Consider the following 18,699-nt stretch of genomic DNA (forward strand, 5'->3'; position numbering starts at 1 on the left):
AGGTATTTATGCTTTTTTTGAATAGAAAATTCAAAAATAAATAAAGTCCGCTTTCGCGGACTTTGGACATTGGATAAGGTTAAGTTGTCACCAAGAGCGCCTACAAGGTGTTAGACACATTTATATTTTTTCTGAATGGAGTTTAAAAATCAAGTTATTTCAATCAAACATTAGGACTCAATACCTGGATTTATGTCTTATGAAAATGTGATTTTCAAATCATGTGTTGAGATGTTTAATCCGTGTATAATTAATATAAAAGCTTTTAAAAAATAAGCTAGTGAGTAAAAATTGAGATAAATAAATATGCAACTTGTTATTTAATTTACTACTTATCCAGACATAATTAAGAAATTTATGTCGAAATTTCTGTTAATAAGATCCCCGACTTCTCAAAGAAGTTGGGGATCTGAGGTTTTTAGCGATCGCTACTTGTATTTCACGCTACCTTTGCTTTCTTCGATGCTTCTACAAGTTGGTAGAGTCTGTCTTCAAACTTTTGCATACATGCCGACCAATCGAATTCGAGGATGGAAGGACGAGCTTGACTAGTCAATTCTGCTTTCAAGTCGGGGTTTTCTAAAATTGCAATTACTCTTTGAGCAAAATCCACAGGATCATTGGGTTCGGCTAGGAAACCATTACGACCGGGGAATACCTGCTCGGTAGTTGAGGGTGCAAAAGCTGCGACCACAGGAGTTCCAGACGCTAGTGCCTCATTGGTTGTGGTGCAAAAGTTTTCAGTAACGGAGGGGTTAACAAATACATCTGCTCTGGCAAACCAACCCAAAAGCTCTGTACCATGGGATTCTCCCCAGATGGTGATGCCTGTAATATTTTGGGCACGTTGACGGATTTCTTCATCTTGGGGGCCGCTACCCACAATCACCAAATGGACATTGGGGATTTTGGCAGCAATCAAAGGATATGCATCTATGAGTTGAGAGACATTCTTTTCCGCTGTGATGCGTCCAACAAACAACAAAGTTAGCCTATCGTCGTTGGGGATAGGGTTGTATGTGATGTTGCGCGGATGAAATTTTTCGCAGTCGATGCCTTGATAGGGGAGGTATTCACTGCGTTGACATTTCAAGTTTTTATATTTAGTGAGTTGTTCTCTAGAAGAGAATAAGTTGAGGTCATAAAAATCACTAAACTGCTTGACCAACGTAGGAATGATGGGACGAATCAAGTTGAAAAACGAGTCTCCCAAGTAATATTTGATATAAGCAACGATATCGGTATGAAAGAGCGATATCGTAGGAGTTCTTGTTTTCTTGGCATATTCACTACCAATCGGGCGACCATAACCTTGCAAAAAGAGCGAGTATAGTCCTCGCATTTGTGCCGCTTCTTCTACTACCACAATGTCAGGCTGGAAGTTTTCTAGTAACTTCGTATCACTCCAATGCCGATAGCTTAGTGGTTGAGGAAGAGATTTGTAGAAGATTAACGGCTTAGTGGGAAATGCATAAGCAGAAAAGTTAGAAAAAGATTGTAGCTCACTCAGTCCTTCCATGGGGCGATCACTAACCTTTTTCGGATACTGATCATTGATTTGCGGATGGACAAGAAAAACTTCATGCCCTTGCTGCAACAACCAATGAACCCGTTGATGAACTGCGATGGAAACCCCCGTTAAAAAAGGAGCATATAGTCCTGTGAATAGGGCAATGCGGAGTGGTGATTTGTTCATGGGTGTGGGGAGTGGGGAGTCGGGAGTGGGGAGTGGGGAGTGGGGAGTGGGGAGTGGGGAGTGGGGAATTGGGAATTTCTTTCTCCCTCATCCCCCGTTCACTGAGCGAAGTCGAAGTGCATCCCGTTAGAGAGAAATCTTGTCGCCTGGTTGATCTAGAAATTGATAAGGGCGGTATTCAAGTAGGCGAATGTTCCAAGGCCCCCTAACTCGATATGTGACGCCGCGCCATGTGACTGTTGGCATCCGAAAGGACGATATCATTGCTAGTCCGTAAACCCATTGTGTGAGCAGAGTTGCGATCAACATCTTGACGACTGTAGCAACTGATAATTTTGCCGTCGGCTCACCATGAGAGCGAATGACTCGCTGTACGCCTTGCTCTAAAAAGAGCATGAGCAAGACTAATCCTGTCATATAGCTCACAAAGCAAGTCAAGCACAAAGCAGCGGCATACCATTCTCCGCTCAAGAAGGCTAGGAAAAACAATGCGGTGACGAGAGTTGGAGTTAATATCGTTAAAATTGCATCTCCAACTACAAACCACCACCAAGGATGATAAAGTCGTGAAGAAAGTAGTTGGCGCTGGAGCCAGTATCTTAAGCTGGGTAAGTCGCACTCTTCCCGATTCAGCATAATCAGAGAAGGCACAAACCTAACCTGCATTCCATGTTGTGCAAGAACACTACGGATCATCGTATCTTCACCGTAGGCTTGTCCCCACTTTTCTAGCAGTCCTGTTTGGTGTAGGACTTCTGTTTTGATAGCTAAAGTTCCACCCCAAGGAATCCCGTACAGATACATTTGCACGACTGCGGAAACGTTCCAGATGTACCGCACTAAAGAACCCCAATATCTACCCGTCGGCAAATACCAACGATTACCCGTTGTCGCTCCGATCTTGGGATGAGTCAGAGGTGTGACTAATTCTCGCAGCCAATTGGGATGGGTTACTGTATCGGCATCCACTAAGGCAACAACTTGATAGGAATTATCTAACTCTGAAACAGCTTGGATGAGAGAACTACATTTGAGACTACAATTTTTCCGTATGATTCGCAGGCGGCTGATTTGAACGTTAGTCGCTCCTTGCTCTAGGACGGTATCAACGGCAATTTGCCAAGCCGGATCTTCCTGACTATCAACAATCAGCTTTAAATCATAATGTGGGTAATTCTGCTTGATGAGCGATCGCAAACAGTTTCCCAGAAAAGGATCAGCTCCGCGCAAGCACAGAATTACGGCAGTTTTGGGTAACTGCTCGTCTGGTAATGAGATGGTTTGATGTGAGTGCAGACACCGCAAAAAGACAAAGCTTAAACACACCTGAATAACCAGCCAACCCAGCAAATACTTGGATAAAAATATCGCCCATTCATTCATCTGAATTACCTCTGTGTAATTCAGGTGATTGGGGATTGGGAACTGGGGACTGGGTACTGGGGACTGGGAACTGGGAACTGGGGACTGGGGACTGGGTACTGGGGACTGGGGACTGGGGACTGGGGACTGGGGACTGGGTACTGGGGACTGGGGACTGGGTACTGGGGACTGGGGACTGGGTACTGGGGACTAGGGATTGGGAAGATGAGTATGTAGATTTAAGCCCTAACCAATCTGTGAAAATCGAAGGAGTTGCAATGCTATGAAATTGCTTAGTCATAGTAGAAGGAATATTCCATGAAAATGCTGGTTTCAGATTTAGGACTTACGCAGCAAATCATGAACATCCTGGTGAATGGGGAGTGTAAGAGGACGCGGTGACGCGGTGACACGGGGAATGTAAATGAAAGTTTCTCCGCGTCCCCGCGTCTCCCTCTGTTTGCGTCTTCTCCCTCATCCCCCTCATCCCTGACTGAGTTAGAGAGAAATCTTGCTATCAACGGGTTGATCTAACCACTGGTAGGGGCGGTATTCGATTAATCGGATTTTCCACGGCCCTTTAACTCGATAAGCGACGCCGCGCCAGGTGACTGTTGATGTCCACAGGGAAGATAGCATTGCTAAGCCATAAACCCACTGTGTTAAAGGGATGGCAATCAACATTCTCAAGACTGTGGTGAGTGATATTTTAGCGATCGCTTGGTCATTAGAACGCAGTACTTGCTGTACTCCTTGTTCTAAAATCAGCATTAGCAAGAGTAAGCCGACAGTATAGATGCAATAGCAACCACTCAACAAAGCCGCCGCTTCCCATTGTGTTTCTAACAACGACTCAATGAATAAAACTATGACTGCTGTAGGGAATAAAATCCCGGAAACAGCTTCACTGACTATAGCCAACCAACGCGGGTGATAAAGTCGAGAATAGAGGATGAGGCGTTTGAGATAGTCTAGAAAGCCAAATAAATCGCTCTCTTCGTGATTAACTATCAATGCTGAAGGTACAAATTTGACCTGCAAGCCATGCTTTCTCAAAATGCGATGAATCATCAGATCCTCGCCTAAAGCTTGTCCCCATTTATCTAGCAGTTCTGTTTGGCGAAGTATTTCTGTTTTGACAGCCAAAGTTCCGCCCCAAGGAATTTGGAAGAAAAACATTTGTACTACGGTAGATACATTCCCTATGTAGCGAATTAGAGAACCCCAATATTTTCCTGTTGGTACATACCAACGATTCCCGGTTGTTGCTCCTACTTTGGGATCAGCTAGAGGGCTGACTAGTTCCCTTAGCCAATTCCGATGAACTATCGTATCAGCATCAACTAGAGCAACTACTTTATAGGAATCGTCTAATTCTGAAACAGCTTGGACTAAGGAACTGCATTTAAGACTACAGTTGTTACGTACTATGAGCAAAGGGCTAATTTTCACATTGGTTGCTTTTTGCTCTTTGATAGTATCGTTAGCAATTTGCCAAGCTGGGTCTTCGTGACTATCAACGATTAGCCTTAAATCATACTGTGGATAGTTCTGTTTGAGAAGCGATCGCAAACAATTTGGTAGAAATGGATCAGCTCCGCGTAAGCACAGAATCACAGCTGTTTTCGGTAATTGTTCATCTGATAATAAGTTTTTAGGGCGCAAGCGCAGAAACCATAAAAAAATCAGTGTTAAAGTCGCCTGAATAGTCAGCCAACTCAGTAAAGACTTGGACAAAAATATCGTCAAATCTTTCATTAAATTATTAACCTAAGTTGCTTGATTAGTTATCAGTGAACAGTTATCAGTTAACTGATAACTGTTCACTCTTTTAGGGATCAAGTGAGTATTTCATTACAATCTTGACTGTGGTGTTTTTGCTAATTGCAACGCTGGCGTCGCGAAATTTTGGTGTGCCTGTTTGGATGGATACAGTCGGATTTTTGGATATGCCAAAACCTTCTTTGGGAATACCAAAAAAGTCACTGTTGAGTTTGCGATCGCCATTTTGATCGTCAACTACAGCAATAGCATAAGTCCCTGGTTTTAAGCCGGAGAATACTGTTTTGATAGAGCTTCCTGTAATCTTTGTGCAACCACTTTGAACTTCGCTAGTATTACTAAGAGGGAATCCTTTTTCACTGGCATAAATTCGGAAGCAAATTTCACCTTTTTGATGACGGATGCCATTAACGATGACATTAAGTGTTGCAGTTTGTTCGGCATTTGCTGTTTTAGCAAAGCTGATGCAAGCTAAAGTGGCAAGTAAAAAATGGTGAAATGGGAAGATTTTCAACATAATAAATAGGTAAAAATTGTGGTTGTAAAAAGCTGCGATCGCAAACTTTTTTTATTAAATCAAGAAGTGATTCGTCGTTTTTTGAAAAATGTTCGTTGCCAACGCTGCCAAAGTAATTGCCAAACTTTGATTAAATCTTTTAGTAGTAAATATTCTGTACCTTTCAATTTCTGAGATATACTTGCATAACAACGTAGCCGCTCAGACAAACTCAATTTGACCAACCATACAGAAACTATGTACTCCCAAAACATTTTCCAATGTGGTAGCAAAACCTTTCCTTTATTTGTTGAATCAAACCACACTGAATATGCATAGAAATCAGGCACCATCGCAGAATCTTTGGAATTATTCAAAAAAGATAGATAATCAGGCCAAAACATACTCATCGATTGTTGTGGATGATGCCTAGCAAAAAATAAATATTCTGGGATTTCATAAAATCGACCGAGAAGACCAAGCCTTAATAAGAAAATTCCATCTGCATTGCCATAACCACCCATGAGTGGTATTTTCTTCAAGGCACTAGCACGGATTACGCCATAACACTGATAACATAAATGCTTAGTCAGCAATTCATCAAAACGCTTGTATGGTTTTAGTGAATCTGTTTGAAGTTTAATATTGTAATTTTGCAGAAAATTACCCTGTTCATCAATTAAAGATGTTTGAGAGTTGCATAAAATTATGGTTGGGTCTTGGTCAAGCACCTCAACGCACTTTTGGATAAAATCTGGAGCATGTAAATCATCATATGCTGCCCATTTAAAGTACTCGCCTGAAGACAATTTAAAGACTTGATTAAAGTTCCGGGCACAACCAATATTTTGAGAATTGCGATAGTAACATATGCGTTGATCTTGCTTAGCGTATGCTCTACAAATTTCTTCGGTTTTGTCTGTAGATGCATTATCTGATATAATTAATTCAAAATCTGTAAAAGTCTGAGCTAAAAGCGAATCTATAGCTTCTTCAAGAAATTTCTCACCATTGTATACAGGTAATCCAATACTTAATCGCGGCTGACTACTATTCATAGAAAACAAGCCTCCGGAAAGTATGTAATTTGTAATTCGTAATTAAGTTATGGTTATAAGTTAAATTGAGGAACAAAGCCTAAAATTTACGTTGATTTGTTGGCTTTTACGTTACTTAACCTAACCTACCAGTAGTGTGACTGAACTAAATTTGTGTATTAGCAAATTCTTGTGGGATGGGCAAGATGCCCATCCAGCGCGGCACACTACAAGAAAGCTTAGATATCGGTGTTTTGCAGCCATTGATGTGTTCGCTGCATTCCTTCTTCTAGAGAAATCATTGGTTGATAATTTAACAAGCTTTTAGCTTTGGCAATAGAGTAAGCATAGGGACGAGTCATAAAATCTATAGACTCAGGTAAAATATCAACTTTTTTCCGAAAAAGTTTTTGTCCTTGAACTCGCAGCTTTAAAAACAGCTTAATTTCATCTTTTGGTAATGAAAGAGGAGCAGGTAAACCCTCCATTGCTGCTAGGCGCGTGAAATAGTCTTTCCAAGAAGTTTCTTCGCCATCGGTAATATTAAATATTTCACCGTGAGTTTCTTTTTCTATTGCGAGAAAGATGGCATTAATTAGATTATCTATATAGAGATGATTAATGACGCCTTTACCATCATTCGCATAAGCAAACATTTTTTGACGCATCATCGTAATTGGTCTAACTACCCAAGAAATACTACCAGGGCCATAAACATCTCCAGCTCGAATAATAATAATGCCAAAATCAGAAGAAGTATTTAGTTTTAAAAGTGCTTGTTCTGCTTCGATTTTAGTTTGACAGTAAGGATTATTTTCGTGAGCAAGAGGCCCTGATTCTCTAACACCATTAGGATAATCAAAGCCATAAACCATCACACTAGAAAGATGCACAAAGGTTTTAACCCCAGCATTTTTAGCAGCTTCAGCTATATTAACGGTGCCACCAACATTTATCTGACGAAAATCATCTAGCGGGCCAGCTTCTTCGGTGATTTGAGTTGTATGTAAAACAATATCTACTCCTTGACAAGCCTTTTGAGCAGTAGCACTATCGGTAATACTACCAACAATCACATCAACGCCTAAATTTTGCGCTTGCTTATCCTGTTGTGTAGATTGCAGTCCACGAACTTTCATTCCCTGCATTATGGCTAATTCGGCTGTACGTAAACCGATAAATCCATCAATTCCAGTAATTAAAAGAGTTTTATTTTGGAAATTCATAGAGCAGGGGATATACCTATTTGGAATTTTGATTATTAGACATCTTGCATAAATCTTTTTTACCGGGCTACGCCCCGCTTCTCTACGAGACGCTTCGCCAACGCGAACGCTAACACGCATAGACGCAGAGAAGAACGCGAAAAGAATAATTTTTGCAAGATGTGAGCGCCCAATGGGCGCGATTACACGCCCACAATAAAATCAAGAAACACATTCAAATTCAAAACCTGAAATTATTACTGGGTAAGATTTATAAAATGTGTTTCTCAGGAGTTGAGTAAAAACTCTTGCTTTTAGAAAATATCCGCTGGGTCTGCGGAACGGAGTTTATTGATAGCAAGTGCCCCGGAAGTGATGCACATTAAAATTGCTGAAGTCAAAACGAGTATTGCATTATTAGCAGTCATGACTATTGGTAGTTTAGTAGCTTCCATGGCGAAGTCATATAAACCTAAAGAAGCAATAAAGCCAGGTATATAACCTAAAAGCGCCAAGATTAAAGCTTGCTGAAAAACTACATTTAATAAATACTTGTTTGCGTAGCCAATCGCTTTTAGAGTAGCGTAAGCAACAAACTGTGTAGCAATATTGCTGTAAAGAATTTGGTAAACAATAACCACACCAACAACAGAAGCCATTGTTAGCATCAGGTTAAGAATAAAACCGATGGGTGTTCTAACTGACCAATATTTTTTTTCAAAATCAATAAAGCCTTGGCGGGTAAAAACCTGGACATCGTCGGGTAAGCTTGTTTGCAAATTTTTGAGTACTTTTTCTGGGTCAGCGCCAGGTTTGAGAGTGATGATACCGACATCAATCATTTCTGCGGGACGAGTATTAGGATTTATTCTGAGGAAGGTTGAATCACTGACAATTAAATTACCATCAACTCCAAAGGAAGGGCCTAAGCTGAATAATCCACCTATTCTCACTTTGTAGCCAATTAATGAATTAAAGGGAAATATTTCAATTGTTTGTTCTGTATCTCCTGTGTTAAATTTTTCCGCGATGGGGCCAAATTCTGTACGGGAATTCCTATCAAAAAGCATGACATCAGGGATTTTGAGTTTGTCTAAGTTCTGCTCAATTTCTGGGATGTTCATGACAGACCTGCCTGGGTCAAAACCAATAACATATATTGAATATTTCTCACCAGTTACAGGATTTTTTAACTTGGCAAATTGTAGATACATGGGGCTGCCTGATTCTACACCATCGAACCCCAATGCTTGGTACAAACGTGTCCGCGAAAAACTTTGATTTGAGGTCAAAGATTTATATTGCGAACTAACTAAAAATAAGTCTCCTCGTAGGCTTTGGTGTACTGCGGTTGCACTAGAATAAAGAGCATCTTGAAAACCAAGTTGCACAAACATCAGCAATACGATAAAAGCAATACCTGCTATAGCTACTAGAAAACGAATTTTTTGCTGAACTAGCTGTAGCCATGCTAAAGGAATTTTAAAGTTCATGGATTTTATTGTTATTTGTTAGTTTGTAGTAAGCACTAAAGTGCTTAAAGTCCTATGAGTACTAAAGTACTCACTACTAACCAGAACTAAATCCCAATAGCAACGTCAACCTGTAAGTTGGTTAAACGAGCGACTCGTTGACTATCTGCGGGACTATCGATGGAAATTTTGACTTCAACTATTCTGCGGTCTGTGTCGGAACCGGGGTTAAGGCTAAAAATACTTTGTTTATCAACTTGCCAACCTATTTCTTTGACTGTTCCCTGCAATTTTCCAGAAAAGGCGCTGCTGTTAATGGTGGCTTTTTGACCTAGACGCACTTTTTGAATGTCGGTTTGATAGACTTCAGCAATTACATACATTTGCGATGTTTTGCCGATTTCCGCAAATCCTGTGTTGCTGATGACTTCTCCGGTTTTGGTGTGAATTTTTAAAATTTTGCCGTTGATGGGAGATTTGATGTAGGTTAATTCTTGGTCGGCTTTTGCTTGTTTGACCGCAGTCATGGCGCTGGTGACTTCGGTTTGGGCGACTTCAACGTCTACGTTGCGTACTTCACTAACGCTGTTGAGTTTGGCTTGGGCTTCTTGGAGTTGGGCTTGGAGGGTGTTTTGAGTTCGGCTGAGGGTGGCTTGGGCTTCTTGGAGTTGCTGTTGTGCTGTTTTGAGTTGTAAAGCTTTGTTGTCGGCTGTGGAGGCCGCGATCGCACCTTGTTTGTATAATTGCTGGTAGCGATCGTTCTCGGTTTGAGCGTTGTCTACTTGGGCTTGGATGCGGTTAATTGTCGCTTCTTGGGCAGCAATGTCCCCTTTTAATTGTGACTCTAAATTAGCGATCGTTGCTTTTTGAGCGTCTATATCTCCGGTCTTAGCACCTGACTTAACTTGCGCTAGTTTAGCTTTAGCAAGTTGCAGTTTATCTAAAGATTGTTCTAGAGCTGTTGTAGAGCGAGCATAGTTTTCTAACAATGCTAGTACTTGCCCTGCTTTAACTGTGTCCCCTTCTTTAACTAACAGTTTTTCTACTCGCACACCGTTGTTGGAATTGGGAGCAGATAAAGAAGTAACTTCGCCTTCTGGCTGCAAACGTCCTAAAGCGGTGACTGCAACTTTAACGGGAGCTGTTTTTGGAGGGTTTGCGGGGGGAGTTTGAGCTTTTGGTTTTGACCAAAAGGGTGAAAAACTGTAGAAAGATACTAAACCGGCGGCGAAAGTAATAGAAGCTGCTAGAACTATTTGCCACCGAGCGATATTTTTTGTAAATAATCGGTTTTCTTTGTTTGCTGTCATATTTTTATCCCAATTATGCATTTTTAGGTGGTGGTCTATATGGCTACATCAGTTAATTAGAATAGGCTCAACAGATTTATCCAAAAATGAACTAAGAAGATTTTTCTTTGTGGTTTTATCTTCATAGAAAGCGATGGATTTAAGATTAATTCGTAATTTTTAGGGGCGTATTTTAATATGCCCATACTTTTTTAACCAAGTGGTTTTCAAGATATTTCCCCGTGGGTGAAATAATAAATTTTTTGCCAATTTGGTTGACTCGCTTCTTTTTCAAAGATCTTTTTTAACGTAGACGCAGAGCGGCTTCCCGCAGGGTACCGCCGATACGCTTTCTCTACGAGAGGCTTCCGCCAACGCGCAGCGTTTCCGGTAAAAGAAGGACGCAGAGGAAGAAGGAAGAGAGATGGTTTTATATTGAGAAGTGGGTAGTTAGTTTTATTTGAAGAGAGAATTTTGATGGCAGCTCTTAACATGGAGGTTTCAAATGGAGATTTATATGCTACCTGAAGCAAGTTAGTACGGGCATATTGCAAAATGCCTCTACGAAATGGGGATCTCTTATTTTCGGATAGAGAGGAAAAACTGTTCCCTTATTTGATGATTTTTGAATTATTTGCAGCCTGATAGGGCTATCTTGAAAAAGCAATAGTCTTGAACTCCGATGCTTCTTAAGTTCTATCCCAATTTTGCATTTAATCAAGTAGCGTAAAATACAATAACGGTGGATGAAAACTTTAAATCTCACGAAGGATGGAGCGCCCAAAAATTAAGCTATCAAAATGGAGTAACTAATGATTAAGTATTGCAAAAAACCTTGGAGTTGTCAACACAATAAGTTTGTCAGACTGTTCTTAGGGCTGTTGTGTACTATAAGACATTCTCATCATTTGTGAGAATAAAACCATAATTTTGCTCGTGTTCATCAAATATAATTGGGTTATTTAGCCAGAATGCTTGTCCTAATTGGATTTCTTTATTTTGAATTTTGAATTGCTTAGGTGTATCTTAGTCATATTGTTGGTGTTTTAACTGATAGCACTTAAAAATAGTAATTATGCCTACAGTGCCCATAAACCAAATCCAAGTTGGTTGTAACCGCCGTCCGGTGAAGGGCGAGAAAGTTGATGAACTGAAAGAATCGATTAGAACTAATGGTTTATTAAATCCTATTACGATAGATCAAAAGTTAAATTTGATTGCTGGATTACATCGTCTAACAGCCTGTAAGTTATTGGGGTTAGAGGAAATTGAGTGCAATATCATTACTTATACAGATTCTGAGCAGGCCCGGTTGGCGGAAATTGATGAAAATTTGATCCGCAATGAGCTAGAACCTTTGGAGCGTTCAGAGCTTTGGTTGGAACGAGATCAAATTCTCGAACGCATGGGGCTGAGAGCGAAAGCGGGCGATAACCAACATACGCTTAAAGGTGGTGAAATGATTTCACCACCTCTGAAGAGAACTTTAGAGATGGCTACACAAGCAGGATACTCCAAGCGTACTTTTCAGCACGGTAAGCAAATTGCTAAAGGTATTCACCCGGAGGTTAAACAGCTGCTTAAAGGCACTCCTGTGGCTGATAGTCCTACGGCATTGTTGAGGATAGCTAGGGCTGGTAGTGATGAACGCGCTTTAGCAGAAACGGCACAAAAAGCTTTAGATTTAGCGATTTCTCAAGGAAACCAACAAGAAGCTGAACGGCAAGTGAAACTAGTTGCTGAGTTGCAGATGAAACAAAAACAATTGCAGCTATTAGCGTATAAAAGTGTCACAGCAGAGAAAGAAGCTAAGTTAATTTTAAAGAAGCATCAGCCTCCGACTAAGAAGTTGGCAGAAAAATCAGCGGCGTCTGGTGAATTAATAGTTAAACCGGGTGACGAGTGGATGCTGGGTCGGCATTTGGTGTATTGTGGCGATACGGCAGGTAAAGACTTTAGGCATTTATTACCTTCTAATGCGGCATTAGCGATCGCCATCCTATCATCAACTTGGGAGCATAATTATTTAGTCGATGAAGCACGAGTTGTGGCTGTGTTGCTGTTTGAGGGGAACATTTATAAATTTTACCAGCGTAATCAAATGCCTTTTCAATATGAATTGGTACTGGGCAATTTATATATAGGAATTTTTTCTCATCAAGTACTTTCTAAACCACAAACACCAATTAATGTTGAAGGAGTAGAAGGAATTGTCAACTATTTGCTCAATTTGTACACCACTCAGAATAATTTTGTGATTGCCCCGTTTATGGGACACGGTGAAACCCTCATTGCTTGCGAAAGAATGGGACGCATCTGTTTTACTGGTGATCAAAATTCTGACGTAGTCAGCCGTGGGATGATGCGGTGGCAGAGGTGGAGTGGCAAGGAGGCTTGGCGGGGGGGGTGAGGTACAGGGGGCAGGGGGGCAGGGGAAGCAAAGAAGAATTAATACTCTATTCCCAATTCCCAATTCCCAATTCTCCATTCCCCACTCCCTACTCCCCACTCCCCATTTATGATGTTTCTTTGAGAAAAAAACACTTATAGCTATTTAATTCATCTATGTATTAGTTGAATTGTGACTTTCTAGACAACATAGTTGTACTGCTATCTTCATCTAGAAAAAGTTTTGTCTAACTCGTAGAAAACAAAATTTTTCACATATCCTAGCAGATAAAAATTATACTTATGCACTTGATATTATTTACAATTCACTTCAACAAGTATTTAGTCTTTTTCTAAAAATAATTTAAAGTAATGATTTAGTTTCTATGAAGTATGTTATGGTTTTTATTAATTCAATGTTTCAAAGCGGTAAGGCAAACTAGTTATTTAATTGATATTTTTAAACTAAAAATCACTAAGCTGAACCGCTTTGCTAGCCGTTGATTTCTGATAATTTATTTATTGTCTCACATGGTACAAATTGGATTTAGAGCAATGTTTTTTCTGTAACAAACTTGTCAATTTTGATTAGTCAAATCCCATAAGATATATTATCCTGGACGTTGAAACTGGCTATGGCATTCATCAAGATACAGAACGTTGTCATTAATACCAGCTACGTTGCCGCAGTCCGGCTCGATGAGCGAACTGCCTCGGGAGACAAGAGCGTTTCTGTCCTTATAGCTACTCCTAAGTTTCCATTGCTCCAGTGGGATACAATTGCTCAAACTTTGTATCATTACGAATGGATTGAATTCACTGGTCAAGCTGCTAACGCACTCCAAGATTATTTTACCAGTTTTAACAACGTCATCGACTTGTTACCGCAATATCAAGAGTCGAATGTTGGATAACATTTTTACGCGATCGCTGTTTTCCCAAATTGCCTATAAGCAAACGCCAAAAGCGTCAATTAATTCTGGCTTTACGAGGGCAGTATGTATCGTGTGGTGTTGATTTGGAGAAAAGCATTTAGCCTTTGCAGATAGGATAGCTGGCTGCTTGGAAGAAGAGATATCTTCGTTGTTCGTAGGTGAAATAAACTACTGTATCTACACAATCCACAGTACTTAAAATTAGTCTATGCCCTATGTCTGCTTATTCAATTGATACTGCTTTGGCGGAGTTAGAAGCCCAGATTAACAATTGTGAAAAGGCTTTGATTAGGTTTATAGAGGAAAAAAAAATGAAGTCAGAAAAATCCATGTCAGTTAACAAAATTAATAGACAATTACAAAATAATCCTATAGCGATCGTGGGCATGGCTTCTCTATTGCCTCAAGCAAGAAATCTCCGAGAATACTGGCAAAATATAGTTAGTAAAATTGATTGTATTACTGATGTTCCCTCTACACATTGGAGCGTCAAAGATTACTACGATCCAAATCCTAGAAACCCTGAAGATAAAACCTATTGTAAAAGAGGTGGGTTTATTCCAGAGGTGGATTTTAACCCGATGGAGTTCGGGATTCCCCCAAGTATTTTGGAAGTAACTGATGTATCGCAACTGTTAAGTTTAGTAGTTGCAAAAGAAGCGATGGAAGATGCAGGTTACGGTGAAGCGTGTGAGTTTAATCGTGAAACTGTTGGGGTAGTTTTAGGTGTGGCAATGGCGAAACAGTTAGGAATGCCGTTGTCCGCCCGGTTAGAATATCCTGTGTGGGAAAAAGTTCTTAAAAGTAGTGGTTTGTCAGACGAAGATACACAGAAAATCGTCGAGAAAATCAAAAGCGCTTACATCAAATGGGATGAGAATGCTTTCCCCGGTATGTTGGCTAATGTTGTCGCTGGTAGAATTGCCAACCGCCTGAACTTTGGCGGCATGAACTGTGTTGTTGATGCGGCTTGTGCTAGTTCCTTCGGGGCTTTAAAGATGGCAATTAGCGAACTAGTTGAGCATCGCTCTGACATGATGCTGACTGGTGGTGTTGATACCGACAACACTATCATGGCTTACATTTCCTTCAGCAAAACACCAGCCGTCTCCCCCAGTGAGAATGTCAAACCTTTTGATGCGAAATCTGATGGGATGATGCTCGGTGAAGGTATTGCCATGCTCGTACTCAAGCGCCTAGAAGATGCTGAACGCGACAACGATAAAATCTATGCAGTCATCAAAGGCATTGGAACTTCTAGCGATGGACGCTATAAGAGCATTTATGCTCCCCGCAAAGAAGGACAAGTTTCTGCCTTACGTCGTGCTTATGATGATGCTGGTTTTTCTCCCGCTACCGTTGGTTTGATGGAAGCCCACGGTACAGGTACGATGGCTGGAGATCCGACAGAGTTCGGTTCTTTGAGAGACTTCTTTGGTGAGCAGGATAGCAAAAAACAGCATATCGCTTTGGGCAGTGTTAAATCCCAAATTGGACATACCAAAGCGGCGGCGGGTGCAGCCAGCTTGATTAAAACTGCTCTGGCATTACATCACAAGATTCTACCACCAACAATTAACATCACCGAGCCGAACCCCAAACTCAATATCAAAGATTCAGCGTTCTACTTAAATACTGAAACTAGACCCTGGATTCGGGCAACAGGGGAAGCACCAAGACGGGCGGGTGTCAGTTCTTTTGGCTTTGGCGGCACTAACTATCACGTTGTCTTGGAAGAACATGAAGGTGAACAGAATTGCGCCTACCGCTTACACAACTCTGTTAGTGAAGTGCTACTGTTTGCTCCCACTGCTGCACAATTATCAACAAAATCTGAAGAGATTTTAGGGAAGTTGCAATCAGAAGGGGGTGACAGATACTACGCGCAATTAGTTCAAGAGTGCAAATCACAAGAAATTCCTCTTTCAGCAGCTAGAGTTGGATTTGTGGCAGAGAATCTCCAAGAAGCCTGCAAGTTACTGCAAATTAGCATTGATTGGCTAAAGCACAAAGGCTCAGCAGCATCTTGGGAGCATCCCCAAGGAATTTACTATCGTTCCTCTGGTATGGAACTGGGTGGTAAGGTTGTGGCTTTGTTCTCTGGACAAGGTTCACAATACTTGGAGATGGGCCGGGAAGTAGTGATGAATTTCCCTGCCATGCGCCGTCTTTATGGACACATGGATAGCCTGTTACTCAAAGATAACTTGCGATCGCTCTCCGAGATCGTTTTTCCTGTCGCAGTCTTTGAGGAAGCGGAAAAAGCTGCCCAAATTGCTGCATTGCAACGCACAGAATACGCTCAACCTGCAATCGGGGTGTTTAGTGCTGGGTTATATTCTATACTGCAACAAGCCGGGTTCAAATCAGATTTTACAGCCGGACACAGCTTTGGTGAACTGACAGCTTTGTGGGCAGCAGGCGTGTTGAGTGAAGAAGATTACTTGTTTTTGGTGAAAGCTAGAGGTCAAGCAATGGCTGCACCAGAAGACCCCGACCATGATGCAGGAAGCATGTTGGCTGTCAAGGAAGACATCAGCAAGATTGAGCCAGTGCTGAAGCATTTTCCGCAAGTGACGATCGCTAATCAAAATTCTCCCACACAATTTGTTTTGGCAGGCCCCTCCGCAGAAATCACTAAGGTGCAGCAAACTTTGCAACAGCAAGGATACGCGGCGGTGTTGTTACCTGTATCCGCAGCCTTCCACACACCGTTAATTGCCTTTGCTCAGAAATCATTTGCGATTGCCACTAAATCTGTTAAGTTTAACAGTCCGCAAATCCCTGTATTTAGCAACGTTACCAGCAAACAGTATCCCAAAGAATCGTCAGCTATTCAAAAAGTTCTCGAAACCCACCTCTCAAACTCAGTGTTGTTTAAGCAAGAGATTGAGCAAATCTATGCAGCTGGTGGTTATTGCTTCGTGGAATTTGGCCCCAAACGGATTCTTACTAATTTGGTAAAAGATATTCTTGGCGATCGCCCTCATCTTACCGTATCTCTGAATCCCAGCACCCAAAAGAATAGCGATCGTTCTCTGAGGGAAGCAGTTGTGCAGTTGCGTGTGATTGGTATGACTTTAAAAAATCTCGATCCTTACCAACTGCCTCAAGTGCTACCTGCAATCGAGAAAAAGAAAGCGTTAACAGTGCGTTTAAATGGCATCAACTACGTATCTGAAAAAACCAAAAACGCCTTCACCCAAGCATTGCAAAACGGACATCAAGTAAAACTACCTGCTGTTTCTGTAAATTCAGTAAATGCTGAGTCCGAACATCTCCCCACTTCCAATGTTTCGGCTTGTTTCGACTCTGCTCAACAACCCACGCTCAGCAACCATCCCCAATTCCCAATTCCCCACTCCACCAACGGACATAAAAAAACAACCCTCGTCGCAGCTAGTGTTACTACCCAACTAGAACCACAGATGAATCCTGTAACCCTTTTAGATCAACCAGTTCAGGAATTGAAGATGCAACCTACATCAGAAAAACTTGTTAATTACCAACGACTTTTAGAAAGTTTAGAGTATCTTTTGACACAGTTTCAGCAAAATCAGGCTGAGAATTTACAAGTTCACGAAACTTATCTCAACCATCAGATGGAATATGCCAGAACATTTTTCCAACTGATGCAACAGCAGAATTCTTTGTTAGCTGGTGCGAAATCTTCTACTGAAGCTGCCAAACTCAAGCAAGTGATTATAGAAGGCTTAGAGCGTAGCATGATGCAGTTTCACAATCAACAAGGTGAAACTCTCCGCATCCATGAGCAGTATCTTCAAGAACAACTCGAACATACTAAAAGCTTTTTCCAACTCGTACAACAAGAGTACTCCCAGCTAATTTCTGGCGAGGGTGCAACTCAACCAACACAGATATTAACAAACGGAGTTAGCGATCGCCATCAGTTTATCCCTTTAACAACAGAAACAACTGTTACCGATGCACCAGTACCACCCACAGCCAAAATAGTCGAAACTCAATCCCTGCCTGTAACTGAGCCTGTAGCTAAAAATGGCTCAAGTATTCCCACCCCTCCAATAGTAGAAACTCGTACTGAAGTTGTAGTTAAAATTAGCTCTCCTCCAGTAAGTGAAACTCCTGAAGAAGATAATCACGTAGACGTGCCTGTCAACTTGAGCCAAGCATCGCTTGAGGTTCCTAAAGCAGAGGCAACCAGCGTCACAGTGTCAGTCCCTGCAATGACAATTACTGCACCCATACCGAATGCAACCGTTAACGTTGCTGACCTGGGTAAAAACTTGTTAGCCATCACCAGCGAAAAGACTGGCTACCCAGTAGAAATGCTGGAAATGGATATGGACATGGAGGCAGACTTGGGTATCGACTCCATCAAACGAGTAGAAATACTGGGAGCATTACAAGAATTATACCCCGACTTGCCCAAGCCAAACTTAGAAGAACTGTCAGAAAAACGTACCATTGGTCAAGTTGTTGAGTATTTAGAAGCCAACGCCGCCAGAAGCATCTCTGTAGAGATTGCCATCCACGAGACACAAAAAGCAGCCGACATCGTAATCCCGGTAATCACTGCACCTGAGCCAGTTGAAGCCGTCACAGATGAGTATGCAGACTTGGGTCAAAGCTTGTTAACCATCACCAGCGAAAAGACTGGCTACCCAGTAGAAATGCTTGAGTTGGGGATGGACATGGAAGCAGACTTAGGTATTGACTCAATCAAACGCGTAGAAATCTTGGGGACGATGCAAGAAATGTACCCCAACTTACCCAAACCCGATATAGAAGAATTGGGAGATTTACGCACCATCGGTCAAATCGTTGATTATCTCCAGAAGCTAGCTGGAGGTGAAAAAAAAAAGCCTGAGTATGAGTTTTACCAACGGCCACCGCAAATAATCGATAACACCCCGCGTCTACCCGTCCAACTCAAAAGCCTACCGCGACCAGATTATCTAGATTGCACTTTACCAGAGGGACACATCTGTTTAATCACCGACGATGGTTCTCTGACCACCTCAAAATTGGCTCATTCCCTGATTGCCCAAGATTGGA

Annotated in this window: 12 protein-coding genes; 4 read left to right on the plus strand and 8 right to left on the minus strand. The window is 41.5% G+C overall.

Annotation, left to right across the window (positions count from 1 at the left end):
* Positions 1-439: 439 nt before the first annotated feature.
* Positions 440-1,696, minus strand: a complete 1,257-nt coding sequence (locus tag AC5JMF_RS13685; RefSeq protein WP_495796272.1) for a glycosyltransferase — start codon at positions 1,694-1,696, stop codon at positions 440-442.
* A gap of 126 nt (positions 1,697-1,822) precedes the next feature.
* On the minus strand, positions 1,823-3,079 hold the full coding sequence (locus tag AC5JMF_RS13690; protein ID WP_495796273.1) for a glycosyltransferase family 2 protein: 1,257 nt from the start codon (positions 3,077-3,079) through the stop codon (positions 1,823-1,825).
* Positions 3,080-3,114: 35 nt separating this feature from the next.
* Between AC5JMF_RS13690 and AC5JMF_RS13695 the strand changes: the two genes are divergently transcribed.
* Complete coding sequence (locus AC5JMF_RS13695; RefSeq protein WP_495796274.1) at positions 3,115-3,345, plus strand: hypothetical protein; 231 nt, start codon at positions 3,115-3,117, stop codon at positions 3,343-3,345.
* 211 nt (positions 3,346-3,556) lie between these two features.
* On the opposite strand, the gene AC5JMF_RS13700 is transcribed toward AC5JMF_RS13695, so the two are convergent.
* The 6 genes from AC5JMF_RS13700 to AC5JMF_RS13725 form a co-directional block, all read right to left on the minus strand.
* A complete protein-coding gene (locus AC5JMF_RS13700) occupies positions 3,557-4,816 on the minus strand; it encodes a glycosyltransferase family 2 protein (RefSeq protein WP_495796275.1) in 1,260 nt (419 codons plus the stop codon).
* A 73-nt stretch (positions 4,817-4,889) separates the two neighbouring features.
* On the minus strand, positions 4,890-5,357 hold the full coding sequence (locus AC5JMF_RS13705; RefSeq protein ID WP_495796276.1) for a DUF2141 domain-containing protein: 468 nt from the start codon (positions 5,355-5,357) through the stop codon (positions 4,890-4,892).
* Between the two features lie 59 nt (positions 5,358-5,416).
* Positions 5,417-6,394 (minus strand): glycosyltransferase family 2 protein, encoded by a 978-nt coding sequence (locus tag AC5JMF_RS13710; protein WP_495796277.1) that lies wholly within the window; start codon positions 6,392-6,394, stop codon positions 5,417-5,419.
* 218 nt (positions 6,395-6,612) lie between these two features.
* Positions 6,613-7,599, minus strand: coding sequence for an NAD-dependent epimerase/dehydratase family protein (locus AC5JMF_RS13715; protein WP_495796278.1), 987 nt, complete (start codon positions 7,597-7,599; stop codon positions 6,613-6,615).
* 293 nt (positions 7,600-7,892) lie between these two features.
* Positions 7,893-9,071 (minus strand): ABC transporter permease DevC, encoded by a 1,179-nt coding sequence (gene devC / locus AC5JMF_RS13720; protein WP_495796279.1) that lies wholly within the window; start codon positions 9,069-9,071, stop codon positions 7,893-7,895.
* Between the two features lie 86 nt (positions 9,072-9,157).
* Positions 9,158-10,360, minus strand: a complete 1,203-nt coding sequence (locus AC5JMF_RS13725; RefSeq protein ID WP_495796280.1) for an ABC exporter membrane fusion protein — start codon at positions 10,358-10,360, stop codon at positions 9,158-9,160.
* Positions 10,361-11,414: 1,054 nt separating this feature from the next.
* Here AC5JMF_RS13725 and AC5JMF_RS13730 point away from each other — a divergent pair.
* The 3 genes from AC5JMF_RS13730 to AC5JMF_RS13740 form a co-directional block, all read left to right on the plus strand.
* Positions 11,415-12,749, plus strand: a complete 1,335-nt coding sequence (locus tag AC5JMF_RS13730; RefSeq protein ID WP_495796281.1) for a ParB/RepB/Spo0J family partition protein — start codon at positions 11,415-11,417, stop codon at positions 12,747-12,749.
* 613 nt (positions 12,750-13,362) lie between these two features.
* On the plus strand, positions 13,363-13,641 hold the full coding sequence (locus AC5JMF_RS13735) for a hypothetical protein (RefSeq protein WP_495796282.1): 279 nt from the start codon (positions 13,363-13,365) through the stop codon (positions 13,639-13,641).
* 236 nt (positions 13,642-13,877) lie between these two features.
* The coding region (locus AC5JMF_RS13740) for a beta-ketoacyl synthase N-terminal-like domain-containing protein (protein ID WP_495796283.1) at positions 13,878-18,699 on the plus strand (4,822 nt) is incomplete at its 3' end.

The sequence above is a fragment of the Desmonostoc vinosum genome (assembly GCF_059505385.1).